General features: G+C 61.5%; 13 protein-coding genes. 4 read left to right on the top strand and 9 right to left on the bottom strand.

The annotated features are described in order from the left end of the window. Positions 1-19 precede the first annotated feature (19 nt). Complete coding sequence (gene glf / locus AC07SZ_RS29125; RefSeq protein ID WP_494916981.1) at positions 20-1,204, top strand: UDP-galactopyranose mutase; 1,185 nt, start codon at positions 20-22, stop codon at positions 1,202-1,204. A gap of 33 nt (positions 1,205-1,237) precedes the next feature. Here the strand turns inward: glf and AC07SZ_RS29120 are convergent, their stop codons facing one another. Both AC07SZ_RS29120 and AC07SZ_RS29115 read right to left on the bottom strand, forming a co-directional pair. Next, positions 1,238-2,209 carry an NAD-dependent epimerase/dehydratase family protein gene (locus tag AC07SZ_RS29120; RefSeq protein ID WP_494916980.1) on the bottom strand — a complete coding sequence of 324 codons (972 nt, stop codon included), beginning with the start codon at positions 2,207-2,209 and terminating at the stop codon, positions 1,238-1,240. A 221-nt stretch (positions 2,210-2,430) separates the two neighbouring features. Next, a complete protein-coding gene (locus tag AC07SZ_RS29115; protein WP_056566479.1) occupies positions 2,431-2,661 on the bottom strand; it encodes a hypothetical protein in 231 nt (76 codons plus the stop codon). Between the two features lie 303 nt (positions 2,662-2,964). Here AC07SZ_RS29115 and AC07SZ_RS29110 point away from each other — a divergent pair, with 303 nt between their 5' ends. Next, positions 2,965-3,738, top strand: coding sequence for an NAD kinase (locus AC07SZ_RS29110; RefSeq protein WP_056566482.1), 774 nt, complete (start codon positions 2,965-2,967; stop codon positions 3,736-3,738). A 192-nt stretch (positions 3,739-3,930) separates the two neighbouring features. Beyond that, positions 3,931-5,508 carry a DEAD/DEAH box helicase gene (locus tag AC07SZ_RS29105; protein ID WP_494916978.1) on the top strand — a complete coding sequence of 526 codons (1,578 nt, stop codon included), beginning with the start codon at positions 3,931-3,933 and terminating at the stop codon, positions 5,506-5,508. 157 nt (positions 5,509-5,665) lie between these two features. Here AC07SZ_RS29105 and AC07SZ_RS29100 read toward each other — a convergent pair whose 3' ends face one another. The 4 genes from AC07SZ_RS29100 to AC07SZ_RS29085 all read right to left on the bottom strand — a co-directional run bounded on the left by AC07SZ_RS29100 (position 5,666) and on the right by AC07SZ_RS29085 (position 8,174). Continuing rightward, positions 5,666-6,274: a hypothetical protein gene (locus tag AC07SZ_RS29100; protein ID WP_056566857.1), complete on the bottom strand. Its 609-nt coding sequence runs from the start codon at positions 6,272-6,274 to the stop codon at positions 5,666-5,668. Between the two features lie 242 nt (positions 6,275-6,516). Next, complete coding sequence (locus AC07SZ_RS29095; protein WP_056566487.1) at positions 6,517-7,167, bottom strand: YiaD family glycine zipper/OmpA-like lipoprotein; 651 nt, start codon at positions 7,165-7,167, stop codon at positions 6,517-6,519. 151 nt (positions 7,168-7,318) lie between these two features. Next, entirely contained in the window at positions 7,319-7,687 is a 369-nt protein-coding gene (locus tag AC07SZ_RS29090) for a GFA family protein (protein WP_056566491.1), read from the bottom strand. 109 nt (positions 7,688-7,796) lie between these two features. Next, positions 7,797-8,174, bottom strand: a complete 378-nt coding sequence (locus AC07SZ_RS29085) for a hypothetical protein (RefSeq protein WP_056566494.1) — start codon at positions 8,172-8,174, stop codon at positions 7,797-7,799. Between AC07SZ_RS29085 and AC07SZ_RS29080 the strand changes: the two genes are divergently transcribed. Next, positions 8,146-8,427, top strand: a complete 282-nt coding sequence (locus AC07SZ_RS29080; protein WP_494916977.1) for a hypothetical protein — start codon at positions 8,146-8,148, stop codon at positions 8,425-8,427. The two genes, AC07SZ_RS29085 and AC07SZ_RS29080, sit on opposite strands and share 29 nt — an antisense overlap. 42 nt (positions 8,428-8,469) lie before the next feature. On the opposite strand, the gene prfB is transcribed toward AC07SZ_RS29080, so the two are convergent. The 3 genes from prfB to AC07SZ_RS29065 all read right to left on the bottom strand — a co-directional run bounded on the left by prfB (position 8,470) and on the right by AC07SZ_RS29065 (position 13,659). Further along, positions 8,470-9,601 (bottom strand): peptide chain release factor 2 gene (gene prfB, locus AC07SZ_RS29075; protein WP_155772406.1). Its coding sequence is split into 2 segments (ribosomal slippage): positions 8,470-9,534 and positions 9,536-9,601, totalling 1,131 coding nucleotides; the frame shifts between segments, so codons are not numbered across the junction. A 125-nt stretch (positions 9,602-9,726) separates the two neighbouring features. Then, entirely contained in the window at positions 9,727-12,183 is a 2,457-nt protein-coding gene (locus AC07SZ_RS29070) for a penicillin-binding protein 1A (RefSeq protein WP_056566501.1), read from the bottom strand. Positions 12,184-12,396: 213 nt separating this feature from the next. Next, positions 12,397-13,659 (bottom strand): N-acetylmuramoyl-L-alanine amidase, encoded by a 1,263-nt coding sequence (locus AC07SZ_RS29065; protein WP_494916976.1) that lies wholly within the window; start codon positions 13,657-13,659, stop codon positions 12,397-12,399. Positions 13,660-14,152 lie beyond the last annotated feature (493 nt).

Raw genomic sequence — 14,152 nt, 5'->3', positions numbered from 1 at the left:
TAAGTCGGCAGATCCGGGAATGGACAAGAACCTGCTCAGCGAAGCCGACATTCTCATTGTCGGCGCGGGCTTTTACGGCGCGACGCTCGCCGAGCGCATCGCCACGCAACTCGGCCGGCGCGTGCTGGTGATCGACCGGCGCCGGCACATCGGCGGCAATGCCTACACCGAGGAGGATCCCGCCACCGGCGTCGAGATCCACCGCTACGGGCCGCATCTGTTCCACACATCCAATGAAGAGGTCTGGAATTACCTGCGCGGCTTCACCGGCTTCACGGCCTATCGCCATCGCGCATTTTCGACCTATCGCGACAAGGTCTATCCGCTGCCCATCAACCTTGCCACGATCTGCCAGTTCTTCGGCAAGCGGCTGAGCCCGGACGAGGCGCGCGGCATGATCACCGGACAGGCGGTGGAGCTTGGCGATCGCCCGCCGGCCAATCTCGAGGAGAAGGCGATCTCGCTGGTCGGCCGTCCGCTCTACGAGGCTTTCATCAAGGGCTACACCGCCAAGCAATGGCAGACGGATCCGCGCGAACTGCCGGCGCAGATCATCGCCCGTCTGCCGGTCCGCTACACGTTCGAGGATGGCTACTTCAACGACCGTTTCCAGGGCCAACCGGTGGATGGCTATACGGCGATCTTCGAAAAGATGCTCGCGCATGAGCTCATCGAAACACGGCTTGGCGTCGATTTTTTCGATATCAAACCCTTGCTGCCAAAAGACCTGCCGGTCGTCTACACCGGTCCGATCGACCGTTATTTCGACTATTCGGAGGGCGAGCTCGGCTGGCGGACCATCGACATCGATCTCGAGGTCATGGACACGCCGGATCATCAGGGCACGGCGATCATGAACTATGCCGACGAAACCGTGCCCTACACCCGCGTGGTCGAATTCCGGCATTTCAATCCGGAACGTCAGCACAAGAGCGACAAGACACTCATCGGCCGCGAGTATTCCCGTTTTGCCGGCCGCGCCGACGAGCCCTACTATCCGATCGATACACGCCGGGATCAGGCGGTTTACCGTCGCTATCTCGAACGGGCGGCCGCCGAGAAATACCTGCATCTGGGCGGACGGTTGGGCACCTACCGGTATCTCGACATGCACCAGGCGATCGGCGCGGCCTTGAAGGCTTTCGAAACCGTGCTTGAACCCTACTTTACCGGCAAGCTCGATTCTGTCTCGCGGTCGCCATGACGGGTCTGGCCTGACTCGTAAAAAATCAGCCGCTCAGGCTGATGCCACCGATCTCCCGTCGGTCGCAAGCTGCCGGCGGAACCATTCGAAGGTGCGCTGGATCCCCTCCTGGTAGCCGGTTTTTGCCTCCCAATCGGGAAGCACCTGTCTTGCCATGGTCAGGTCAGGGCACCGGTTTGTGGGATCCTGCGGGACAGGCGGATGGTGTTCGATGCGGCTGCCCGGAACAAGCGAACTGACGAATTTCGCGGTCTCGAGAACCGAGACCTCGCGATTGTTGCCGATGTTCAAGGGGCCCCGATGCGAGATGCCGTCGCGCCAGAAGAACCGCTCCAACCCATCGACGATATCGTCGATGTAGCCCCAGCTGCGCGATTGCGAGCCATCGCCATAGACGGTCAGGATTCCCGTGGTCAGGGCTTGGCTGACAAAATTCGAAACGGCGCGGCCGTCATCGATACGCGTTCGCGGCCCATAGGTGTTGAACAGCCTGACGACGCGCAAGTCGAGGCCGCTGACGCGTTGCTCTTCGAACAGCAGCGCCTCGGTGCAGCGCTTGCTCTCGTCATAGGAGGCCCGCGGCCCGGTACAGTCCACGGATCCTCGATAGGTCTCCGGCTGCGGCGAGACCAGAGGATCGCCATAGACTTCCGAAGTCGAGGTGAAGCAGAAGCGACCGCCAGGCTTGAGCAGCGACAGAAGATTGAGCGCGCCGCCTATGTTGGCCCTGATCGTGCGCGCCGGCTCGCGCATGTACCACACAGGCGAAGCTGGTGACGCCAGATGGATGATCTCGTCGAAATGCTGGCTGGCGGTGAAGCTCTCGGCATCGGCGATCCGCAGGCTGAACCGCGGGTCCGAGACATGGGCAATGTTGTCTTGCAATCCGGTCCACAGATTGTCGACGACAACAAGCGTTTCCAGATCATCGCGCCGCAACAGGCGATCGACAAGATGGGAGCCAATGAAGCCGCAGCCACCAGAAACCAACACGCTGCGTGGCATGCGCATTCCCTCCAGAAACTCTTCGTTCAACGTCCCGGTAGGCCCGTTTCCCAAAGAGTATGGGAACCTGTCCTATCCAGATCCGAAGGACTTCTAGCAGTGCTTCCATCGATGCCGCAATTGCAACGATCAAACTGTTTCGCGCCGGCCGCGGGCCGGTTGTCCGAGGATGAGACCATCACCGGATATATAGTGCGGATGGGTAAACGTATTTCCGCGGGCTACAGTGCCTTTTGCGGGCAAGGCATTCCCGCGGCATCGCCGCAGCGCGACGCCGCGGGCTGTGGCCTGATGCTCAATTCTTCGGACCGGCGCACAAGCTCGGCGAAGACCAGCGCGAAGCTACCCAGCATGACAAAGACGATGATCAGGCGTGTTACCGGCAATATGTCGGCCTCGTCTGGCTGGTGCGTGCCCCCGAAGACCGGAATCGTCCAGGAGATCTTGCGCACAAAACAAAAGTGCCACAGCGCCCCTCTTGGTCTCCCGAAGGATACAGCGATGCTGCGGGCGCCCCACGCCACCCATGCCGGCTAACATGATCGATCGGGCTTTACGAGAGCTTAAGCCCCCTCTTAACCATCACATTCGCTCAAGCCATGACATGAAGCGCGACCTGCCGGTGCGGGCGATGCCGTCGCGGCATGGTCTTGCCGGCCGGCACGATGGCTCCCTTTGCAGACCCGCCCGCACCATGCTACCCCGGCGCTGCGCGGCCAGACCCGCCGCCGCCAATCGGTCGCGATCGGGGAGCCATGAGCACAGCCGCCAACAGCATCGCCTTCGTCTCGTCCGACACAGCAGACGCCAAGGCGGCGCTGGAGAGCCTGTCGGCGCGTTATGGCCAATGTCCCGTCGCGGATGCCGGGGTTGTCGTGGCTCTGGGCGGCGACGGCTTCCTGCTGCAGACACTGCGCGACACGATGGGGACGGGAAAGAAAGTCTACGGCATGAACCGTGGCACCATCGGTTTCCTGATGAACGAGTATCGTTCCGGCGGCCTCACCGAACGCATCGCGGCCGCCGTCGCCGAGACGATCCGCCCGCTGGAGATGCAAGCCGTCACCTCGGAGGGTGAAACGGTTTCCGCACTGGCGATCAACGAGGTGGCGCTTTGGCGCCAGTCCTACCAGACCGCCAAGATTCGCATCACCATCGATGAGCAGATACGGCTTGAAGAGCTGAACTGCGATGGCGTGATGATCGCGACGCCGGCCGGATCGACCGCCTACAATCTTTCCGCGCATGGGCCGATCCTGCCGCTCGACGCCCCACTGCTGGCGCTCACGCCGGTCAGCCCGTTTCGCCCGCGCCGCTGGCGTGGCGCATTGCTCTCCAACAAGGCGACCGTACGCTTCGACATTCTGGAGCCGGAAAAGCGACCGGTGAACGCCGCCGCCGACCATACGGAGGTCAAGGCGGTGACCTCGGTAACGGTTCGCGAGTCGCCGACAGCAACGGCAACATTGCTGTTCGATCCCAATCATTCCTGGAACGAGCGCATCCTGGCCGAACAGTTCCGTTACTGAGCCGGCACACAGACAAGCGGCCGTATTAGGCATAGCGATTAAGGTTACAAGTTCACAATCGCGCCAATCCCGCCCGTTTCTGTTGACAAATCGCGGACTTGCGCCTAATCGCAATGCCAATCTTGCAAGCGCGTGGCGCTTGCCGCGACGAATAACGTTGCGCCTCCCCGAACCAGCCAAAGACAACAACACTTGTCCTCAGACACCACGATCGCTCAAGAAGCGTTGACCTTTTCAGACCTCGGCCTGTCGCCGAAGGTGCTTTCCGCAGTTACCGATGCCGGCTACACGCAGCCGACTCCGATCCAGGCCGGTGCCATCCCGCACGCCCTGCTCGGCAAGGACGTGCTGGGCATAGCCCAGACCGGCACCGGCAAAACCGCCTCCTTTGTGCTGCCGATGCTGACTCGGCTGGAAAAAGGCCGCGCCCGCGCCCGTATGCCGCGCACCCTGATCCTGGAGCCGACGCGTGAGCTTGCCGCGCAGGTCGAGGAAAACTTCGTCAAATACGGCAAGAATCACAAGCTCAACATCGCGCTTCTGATCGGCGGCGTATCGTTCGACGAACAGGACAAGAAACTGGAGCGTGGCGCCGACGTGCTGATCGCGACCCCCGGCCGCCTGCTCGACCACCGCGAACGCGGAAAGCTTTTGCTCAATGGCGTCGAGATCCTCGTCATCGACGAGGCCGACCGCATGCTGGACATGGGGTTCATTCCCGATATCGAGCGGATCTGCGAAATGATCCCGTTCACCCGGCAGACGCTGTTCTTCTCGGCGACCATGCCGCCTGAGATCACCAAGCTGACGGAAAAATTCCTCCACGCACCGGTGCGTGTCGAGGTTTCCAAGGCTGCGTCCGCCGCCACCAACATTATCCAGCGGCTGGTCAAATCCGGCTCCAAGCCGTGGGACAAGCGCGAGACGTTGCGCAACCTGATACGGGCCGAGGACGCGGAGCTGAAGAACGCCATCATCTTCTGCAACCGCAAGGTCGAGGTGTCGGAACTGTTCCGCTCGCTGCTGAAGTATGATTTCGATGCTGGCGCCCTGCATGGCGACATGGACCAGCGTGCCCGTATGCAGATGCTGGCCAATTTCCGTGACGGCAAGCTTCGCTATCTCGTGGCTTCGGACGTCGCCGCGCGCGGACTCGACATCCCCGATGTCAGCCACGTCTTCAACTATGACGTGCCGATCCATGCCGAGGACTATGTCCACCGTATCGGCCGCACGGGCCGCGCCGGGCGCTCCGGCAAATCCTTCACCATCGCGACCAAGTCCGACACCAAGTATATCGACGCCATCGAACGGCTTATCGGCAACAAGATCGAGTGGCATGACGGTGACCTGTCGACCGTGGTCGCCAGCGAGGGTGAAGACGATGCGCCGCGCCGGGGCAAAGGCGCGCCGCGCCGCGCCGGCCGCAAGGACGATGATCGCAAGGACAGGGGCGAGCGCAAGAAGGGCGGCGAACGCCGCGCCAGACATGGCGAGGAAGATACCCCTCCGGTAATCGCACAGCAGGAACAGGCCGATGTGGCCGAGACGCCTGTCGCCGATATCGGCGACAGGCGCGCGCGCAAGGATGCAATCCGCTCGGAAAATGGCGAGCGCAAGGGCTCCGCGGATCGCGCGCCGGAACGAGGCGATACCAGGCCGCAGCGCGATGGCAACCGCCCTGCCCGCCACCGGCAGGAAGACAACGACGCGACCGTGGGCTTCGGCGACGACATGCCGGCCTTCATGCGCATCGTCGCCAAGGTATAATCCGGACCGCTTTCGAGGGCAGGCCGGCCAGCCGGCATGCCCTCCCGACGAACTCAAAAAATGCATCGGCTCCCAGCCTGGACGACACGCTTCATGCATGTCGCTCTGCTGAAACCGGCGCCACTCCTGGATGCCCAGGGTTGGCTTGCCTCGCCCGTTACATTGGCCCAGGCATCATCTTGGTCGGTTTCTCCAGCATCGGAAACTCGGCCTTGTTGCATTTCACGTTCGGGTTCGTCGGACTGAACATGCCGTTCGGATTATCCCTGAACAGCCAGGCGTGAAGATCGTAGTGGACGAACTCCCTCGGGATGAGCGGATAGTGTCCCTCCATCGGTCCCATGAAGGTCTGGCCAAACAGCTTCGGCGGCTCTTTGATATCCGGCGTCAAAGGCACCAGCCATTCCACGCCGACCAATTTCAGACCCTTCTTGGTCGGCTCGTAGATCAGGACGTTGGGCTTCATCGGGTCGAGTTTCTGGCCGACACTTGGGACGTTGACGAAATGGATGCCCATGGCCCCTTTCGGATAAAACATCGCGCCGGATATCTTTTCGCCGGCATAGTAAACGCACCCGACGGTCGACAGATAGAGGTCGCGGACAGCCGCGGTGTAGTCTTCATACTTGGCCAACGATTTCTTCAACGCTTCGATGTCGGCCTTGTTGGCTTCTTCGGCCTGGGCCGTGGCAGCGTCGAACGATACGCCGAGAAGGCCGGCCAAAACGAGGACGCCGCAACGCCCAAGGCGAGCTTTTCTTGTCATGCATTCCTCCCAGATATTCATCTGGCCGTGCAAGACCGAGGCGGGAAAATGTTTGATTGCGCGGCCAAGCTGTACCGCCTCATCCCCTCTGGAACAGCAATGATGCTATTCCTTTCCAAGCCCGTGGGAAAGCCGTTATTTAGAGATAGCTAATTCTCTGGCGCGCCAGCCTGAAGAGCACCGAAGTGCCTCAAACAAAAACGGCCCCCGTGGGGGCCGTTTCGCATTCGCTTGCCGAACGATCAGGTGAGCGGCGACAGCTGGATCTCGACGCGCCGGTTCTGGGCGCGGCCTTCGGCCGTCGCGTTGGACGCGATCGGACGCGTCTTGCCGAAGCCGGTAACGGCGAAGCGGCGCTGATCGACTCCCTGCCCGGACAGATAGTTGGCAACCGCCAGCGCACGGCGCTGCGACAGATCGAAATTGTGCTGCTCACCGCCCGTCGAATCGGTATGGCCAAAGACATCGACGGTCGTCTGGCGGAACTTCTTCAGCACCAGTGCGACGGAATTCAGCACCGGATAGAAGCCGGGCTTCACCGCATCCTGATCTACATTGAAGGTGATGTCGGACGGCATGTTGAGGATGATCTGGTCGCCGCTGCGGGTGACGCTGACGCCGGTGCCCTGGAGCTGCCGGCGCAATTCCGCCTCGTTCTGATCCATTGTCGCGCCGATGGCGCCACCGGCCAGCGCACCGATGCCAGCGCCAATCAGCGCGTTGCGGCGGTCATTGCCGCCGGCAAGCAGACCGAGGCTCGCGCCTGCGAGGGCGCCGAGACCGGCACCGGCGGCCGTGTTGGAAATCTTCTGGTCGCCCGTATACGGATCGGTGGTGGTGCAGGCGCTCACGAGCAAAGCCGTCGCCATGACGACGAGCACGGTCTTCTTCATAAATGGTCCCTCTCCAAGTCGCGCCTTTTTCTACGGCGCCAAATCAGCCCTTCCCGCGACTTGTAACATAAATTGCGGCGAAAAGCGGAACAGGAAAAACGCCCGCGACGGCTTTTCCCGAGGTCAGTCACGTGACGACCGGCTTGGCCGGTTACCAGAGATTCTTGCCGTCGATGACCACCACTTCGACCTTGTCGAGATCGAAATCATCGAACAGCCGCGAATTGACGCTGATCTTGGGATTGTCGAAATCCGGCTCGCCGGTCGACCAATCCGGCGTTTCGGTGAACGTGCCGCAGCCGCAAGTTGTGCAAAAACCATGCTTTACGGTTTTCGAGCCCCACTGATAGAAGGTAACGTTTTTCAGTGGCGTGATGAGCTTGAACTGCGATGGGGTGTAGTAGGCCCAGAGCGAGCCGCGTTTCGAGCAGAACGAACAGGTGCATTGCGTCACCGTCCGCGGAGCCTCTGAAACCTCGAATGTCGTCGCTTTGCAGTGGCAGCTTCCCTTGATGGTCATCGACGTCACCTCTCCATTGTCCGCCGCCCATGCGGCAGGGCATCATAAAGAAGCGATCCTGACAACTGTCCGTCAGCAGGCTCCACGCCTGACCAGCCGACCGGAAATCCTAGTAGGATGATGGCGGCACGAACAGGCAAATGGTCTTGCCGGCATCGAGCCCGGCCTCATGCGCGCACCAGTGAAATTCGCCGTCGGGCGAATCCTTGATACGCCTGTCGCTGTAAGCCAGCACCTCCCCGGTATCCTTGATGACATAGCCTTCCGGGCGCTCGCTGATCGAAGTCTGCGACACCTCGTGGCAGTCGTAGTTGGCGCAGCAGGCGAACGGATAGCTCCAACCTTGCGGCTTGGCCGCGGTCGGCTTGGCATCATGCGCCAAGGCAGGCACCGACAGCAGCGCGATCACACACGCCGCGCACAGGGGAATGACAAGCTGGCCAACCGATGGAACGGCGATGGCCGATCTGGAATTGGCGGCAAACATGGGAACGTTCCTTTCAAACGAGGTTCAAGCGTTTCTTGCTTGCCCGTTCCCGGAACGTGTCTTCCCAGCGGCCAAATCGTCAGCAGATATGCCGCGACCGGCCATAAATGCTTTTGTCTCTTCCGCCTTGATGGTGAGCCGAAATGTGAGTCGGCGCAAGAAATCGCTGCATGAGGCGCTGGCCGCACAAGGCAGCAACTTTCTGCCGTTGATAAGCATGACAGATCCTAGGCGTTGGCCCGCTTCCTCCTGAGAAAGAGCAAGCCATCGCAATCCGGATCAGTGGTGGACGGTTCTAGTCCAGATCCGCCACGGCTTCACCGGCGCCGCCCTCGATGCGTTGCGACAGCGAGGCTTCCATGAAGTCGTCGAGATCGCCATCGAGAACGCTTGACGGGCTGGTGCTTTCGACGCCCGTGCGCAGATCCTTGACCAGCTGATAGGGCTGCAACACGTAGGAACGGATCTGGTGGCCCCAACCGATGTCGCTTTTCGAGGCTTCGGTAGCGTTGGCGACGGCCTCACGCTTCTTCAGCTCTTCCTCGTAGAGCCGCGAGCGCAGCATCTCCCAGGCCTTGGCCTTGTTCTTGTGCTGTGAACGCTCAGCCTGGCAGGCGACCGCGATGCCGGTGGCGATATGGGTGATGCGCACGGCCGAATCGGTGGTGTTGACGTGCTGGCCGCCGGAACCCGACGAGCGATAGGTGTCGATGCGCACATCCGATTCCGAAACATCGATCTCGATCCTGTCATCGACGACTGGGTAGACCCAGATGCTGGAGAAGGACGTATGGCGACGCGCATTGCTGTCATAGGGCGAAATGCGCACCAGGCGGTGGACGCCCGATTCCGTCTTCAGCCAGCCATAGGCATTGTGGCCCTTGATCAAGAGAGTAGCGGATTTGATGCCAGCCTCTTCGCCATCATGCACTTCCAGCACCTCGACCTTGAAGCGGCGGCGCTCGGCCCAGCGCGTGTACATGCGCAACAGCATCGAGGCCCAGTCCTGGCTCTCGGTGCCGCCGGCGCCGGCATGAACTTCGAGATAGGTGTCGTTGGCGTCGGCTTCGCCCGACAGCAGCGTCTCGACCTGGCGGGCCTTCGCCTCGCCCTGCATCGACCGGATCGCCGCTTCGGCCTCGGCGACGATGCCCTCGTCGCCTTCTTCCTCGCCAAGCTCGATCAAGCCGATATTGTCTTCCAGCGCCTGCGTCAGGCCCTTGACCGCCGCGATGCCTTCCTCGAGGCTCTGGCGCTCGCGCATCAGCTTCTGGGCTTCCAGCGGTTCGTTCCAGAGGCTGGCGTCCTCCGCCCGCACATTCAGGTATTCAAGCCGCTTTATGGCCTGATCCCAGTCAAAGATGCCTCCTCAGCAGGGTTATCGCCTGCCTGATCTCGTCGACAATATTCTGCGTTTCCGCGCGCATGGCCTGGTATTCGTCCTGTTGCTGGAGTGACGCTTGGGTCGGCGCGATACATAGGGACGGCGCCGCCATGTGTAAAGCGAAATGGGCCGGCCCCCGGCCAGCCCAACAGGCGGCATCGAGCCCCGTCAGTAGAGGCCGCCGCCGCCGTCCTGGATGGCCTGGTTCGCCTGTGGCGACAGTGCGCCGCCCGATGCGTTGGAGCCATCGGCACCCATGCCGATCACCCAATAGCTGTCTGCCGGACCGGTGCCCGGCTTGAAGGCCTCGATGATGGTGCCCGGATCGCCCGACGTGGCACGCATGCCGGTCTTGCGGTTGATGGCGATCAGATTCATGCCGTCCGGCACCTTGAAGTCGACATTGGGCGTGCCGTCGAGTGCCACGCGCATGAAGTCCTTGAAGATCGGGGCGGCCAGACCGCCACCGGTGGCGCCATGGCCAAGGCCGCGCGGCGTGTCGTAGCCCATGTACAAGCCAACCACGAGGTTCGGCGTATAGCCGATGAACCAGGCGTCCTTTTCGTCGTTGGTGGTGCCGGTCTTGCCGGCGATGTGGCGGCCCAGTTCCCCGATGGTGGCGCCGGTGCCGCGTTGCACCACGCCTTCCATCATCGAGGTGATCTGGTAGGCAGTCATCGGATCGAGCACCTGCTCGGAATTGTCGACCAGCTCCGGCTCCGGCTGATTCTTCCACTCAGGCGCGTTACAACCTTCGCAGCCGCGCTCATCCTGCTTGAACACGGTCTTGCCGTAGCGGTCCTGGATGCGGTCGATCAACGATGGTTTGATCGACTTGCCACCATTGGCCATGATCGAATAGGCCGAAACCATGCGCATGACGGTCGTCTCGCCAGAGCCCAGCGCCATCGGCAGATATGGCGCCAGATGATCGTAGACGCCGAAGCGCTCGGCATATTCGACGACCAGCTTCATGCCCATGTCGTTGGCAAGCCGCACGGTCATCAGGTTGCGCGACTTCTCGATGCCGGAGCGCAGCGTTGCCGGCCCGGCGACGGTGCCGTCATAGTTCTTCGGAGTCCAGGTCGTGTTGCCGCTCTGGATGGTGATCGGTCCGTCCATGATCACCGAGGCCGGCGTATAGCCATTGTCGAGCGCGGCCGAATAGACGATCGGCTTGAACGAGGAGCCGGGCTGGCGCATGGCCTGGGTGGCGCGGTTGAACTCGGACTGGGCATAGGAGAAGCCGCCGACCATGGCCAGCACACGGCCGGTGTGCGGATCCATGGCGATCAGACCGCCCTCCACCTCTGGAACCTGGCGCAGGCTGTAGGTATTGTCCGAGCCTTCGTTCTTCTGGACGAAGATGACGTCGCCCGGCTTCAGCACATCGGCCGGCGACTTGGCCTTGACCGTCTTGCCGTCGACCACATGGCGCATGGCAAAGCCCATGTCGTCCTTGCTGACGGTACCTTCGACGCGTTCCTTCACTATATCGCCCGACGCCTGGCGTGCGGGCTGCAGCCCTATCGAGAGACCGGACGCCGAGGAGTCGAGCACGACGGCCAGGGACCATTCGGGAACATCTTCCAGTCCCTTGACCGCTCCCAGCGGGACGCCCCAGTCACCGGACACGTCGATTGACTTCACCGGCCCGCGATAGCCACGCAGCGTATCGTATTTGATCAAGCCGTTCTGCATCGCCTTGCGGGCGATAAGCTGAACTTTCGGATCAAGCGTGGTGCGGACGGACAGGCCACCTTCGTACAGTGCATTCTCGCCGTAGCGGGCAATGATCTGGCGACGCACCTCTTCGGTGAAATATTCACCCGCGAAGAGATAGGTGCCGGTACGGCGCGGCGTCACGCCGAGCGGCTCGGCCTTGGCCTTGTTGCCTTCCTCACGCGTGACGTAGCCATTCTCGACCATCTGGTCGATGACCCAGTTGCGGCGCTCGATAGCGCGATCGGCATGCTTGAAGGGATGGTAGTTGTTGGGGCCTTTCGGAAGCGAAGCCAGATAGGCAGCCTCGGCGACGGTCAGTTCGTTCACCGATTTGTCGAAATAGGTGAGCGCCGCGCCAGCGACACCATAGGCACCGAAACCGAAGAAGATTTCGTTGAGGTAGAGCTCGAGGATACGATCCTTGGGATAGGCCTGCTCGATGCGGAAGGCGAGGATCATCTCCTTGATCTTGCGCTCGTAGGTCTGGTCCGCGGTCAGCAGGAAGTTCTTGGCCACCTGCTGGGTGATCGTCGACGCGCCGACCTGGCGCCTGCCCGAGCCGAAATTCTGCAGATTGACGATGATGGCGCGGCCAAGACCGGTCACGTCGATGCCGGGGTGATTATAGAAATTCTTGTCTTCCGCCGACAGGAAGGCCGCCTTGACGCGATCCGGGATCGCCTGGATCGGCAGGTAGAGGCGCCGTTCTCGCGCGTATTCGGCCATCAGCGAGCCGTCGGAGGCATGGATGCGGGTCGTCACCGGCGGCTCGTATTTGGCCAGCACCTCGTAGTCGGGCAGATCCTTCGACAGATGGCTGATGTAAATCGCAACGCCCGCCGCGACCAAAAGGGCCAGCGTCGTGCCGATGCCGAAAAAATAGCCAATGAGACGAATCATACCCGCTCCAGTCCTTGGTTCGGGAATTCCCTAAACGAAGCCGCCTTCCACGCAAGCTTTCGAACCGGTCCCAATCCGTAATCGAAAACCCATGTCGCCGCCATGTGGACAAAATACGGCAAGGCCTGCTTTCATGACCTCGAGCCGCAAATAAAGGCACCGGGTGTTGTCATCCAGCAACGCTGCCCTAGGTTGCAGGCGCCGCCAGGCATGTCAACCTCCGGTCCCCGTTCCGACACGGGCGGAAGCGAACAGCGCCACGGCGTTGGTGATGCTTTGTGCGGCCTTGCCGCGCCATTCGGCGTCGAGCAGTTGCGCTTCGTCCTTGGCATTCGAGAGATAGCCGAGTTCGACCAGCACGGATGGCACGTCCGGCGCCTTCAGCACCTTGAATCCCGCCGAACGCTGCGGATTGTTGATGAGGCCGACGCTGGTCGAAAGCTGGCCGACCAGCGTGTGGGCGAAACTCATCGAGAAGGTGTGCGTCTCGCGGCGGATCAGGTCGATCAGGATGTCGGTCACTTCCTTGTTATCGTCCTTGATGACCATACCGGCAAACTGGTCCGAGAGATTCTCGCGGTCGGCAAGCGCCTGCGCCTCGGGATCCGATGCCTTGTCGGAGACCGTATATACGGTGGCGCCGCGGATGCCCTTGACGCTGATCGTATCGGCATGGATCGAAATCAGCAGATCGGCCTCATGCTGGCGGGCAATGCGCACGCGGTCGTCCAGACGCAGATACTCATCGGTGTCGCGCGTCATGAAGACATCGTATTTGCCGATAGCCGCTAGCTTGTCGCGCAACTCCGTGGCGAAGGCCAGCGTCACATTCTTCTCAATCGTGCCGTTCAGACCCTCGGCCCCGCCGTCGACGCCGCCATGGCCGGGATCGATGACGACGGTGAAGCGATGGCCCGGATTGGAGACCGGCCCGGTGCCGACCCGCCCACCCTTGTCGGTCGAAACAGTCGAACCGGTGGTCAGCGCCTGGTTGGCAAGGGCGGCGTCGAACTCGCGTTCGGAGGCTGCCGACATGTCGATGGCAATGCGGTAGCCGGTTCCGTCCTCATTCTTGAGCACATCCAGCTTGTCGACGGCGAACGGTCCCTTGCCGGTGAGGATCAGCCGCGAAACGCCTTCACCTAGCTCGCCCAGGCGCACACTCTTGACCAGGCCGCGCGGCTTCAAGTCCTTGGCGTCGATCGCCAGCCTGGTATTCGCCAGATCGATCACCAGGCGATTGGGTCCGCGCAGCAGGAACCATTTGATGTCAGGCTCGCGATCGAAATCCAAGACGATGCGCATCTTGGTGGCATCGCCCGCCATCTTGTAGCCTTTGGCCACCAGCGGCGCGTCGGCGGCATTGGCAACGGAGCAAAACGCCTGGGAAATCACGACCAGCAGCAGGAGACAGAAAGCGCCGAGAATCCGGCCGCCAACACGACATCCCTTGTCTGTGAAGTCCGCCAGTCCCATCTCTCTTCCAGTCGCTCCCGGTTTGGCGCCAGGCGCCCGCTCGTTTCGTCGAAGTGCCGGTTAGGCCGCGAACTCGATTAACGATTGGTATCCAGAGAAGGTTAACCAAGCCTTTTCATGCAAGGATCGGAACCAGGCTTACGTTACGGAACTGCTTTTTGCCGGCATCGGAAATCGGGGTTGCCTTCCACCCCGCCAAATCATAAAAGCGATAGTGGATCACTGCAATCCTGGAACCGCCCTCCTCCGCAGCTTCCTGCTACAGGGTTAGATGAAAGGCGGCTCCTTTCGCTTCACGCGAAAAGGCTTCAAGTGATTGCGACGAATTTCGCAGGTGTGCTCCCGTGGCGGGGGAATCGCCTGCGTGAGGAAAACGGCCGGGTTTGTTCCCGTGCCGGCTCTGTACGAGCAAACAAGCTGGTCCGGTTTCCGGGCTTTGGTTCAAAAGGTTCTGCTGGTGACGATGGCTTCAAGCGCAATCATGGAAAGGTCC

The organism is Mesorhizobium sp. GW821-FHT07A06 (assembly GCF_059419085.1).
This window is presented reverse-complemented; position numbering and strand designations above follow the sequence as displayed.

What these genes read in the sequence shown, in the direction of transcription:
- glf (WP_494916981.1), top strand. Translation starts at nt 20, where the DNA reads ATGGACAAGAACCTGCTCAGCGAAGCCGACATTCTCATTGTCGGCGCG.
- AC07SZ_RS29120 (WP_494916980.1), bottom strand. Translation starts at nt 2,209, where the DNA reads ATGCCACGCAGCGTGTTGGTTTCTGGTGGCTGCGGCTTCATTGGCTCC.
- AC07SZ_RS29110 (WP_056566482.1), top strand. Translation starts at nt 2,965, where the DNA reads ATGAGCACAGCCGCCAACAGCATCGCCTTCGTCTCGTCCGACACAGCA.
- AC07SZ_RS29100 (WP_056566857.1), bottom strand. Translation starts at nt 6,274, where the DNA reads ATGACAAGAAAAGCTCGCCTTGGGCGTTGCGGCGTCCTCGTTTTGGCC.
- AC07SZ_RS29095 (WP_056566487.1), bottom strand. Translation starts at nt 7,167, where the DNA reads ATGAAGAAGACCGTGCTCGTCGTCATGGCGACGGCTTTGCTCGTGAGC.
- AC07SZ_RS29090 (WP_056566491.1), bottom strand. Translation starts at nt 7,687, where the DNA reads ATGACCATCAAGGGAAGCTGCCACTGCAAAGCGACGACATTCGAGGTT.
- AC07SZ_RS29080 (WP_494916977.1), top strand. Translation starts at nt 8,146, where the DNA reads ATGGCCGATCTGGAATTGGCGGCAAACATGGGAACGTTCCTTTCAAAC.
- AC07SZ_RS29085 (WP_056566494.1), bottom strand. Translation starts at nt 8,174, where the DNA reads ATGTTTGCCGCCAATTCCAGATCGGCCATCGCCGTTCCATCGGTTGGC.
- AC07SZ_RS29070 (WP_056566501.1), bottom strand. Translation starts at nt 12,183, where the DNA reads ATGATTCGTCTCATTGGCTATTTTTTCGGCATCGGCACGACGCTGGCC.
- AC07SZ_RS29065 (WP_494916976.1), bottom strand. Translation starts at nt 13,659, where the DNA reads ATGGGACTGGCGGACTTCACAGACAAGGGATGTCGTGTTGGCGGCCGG.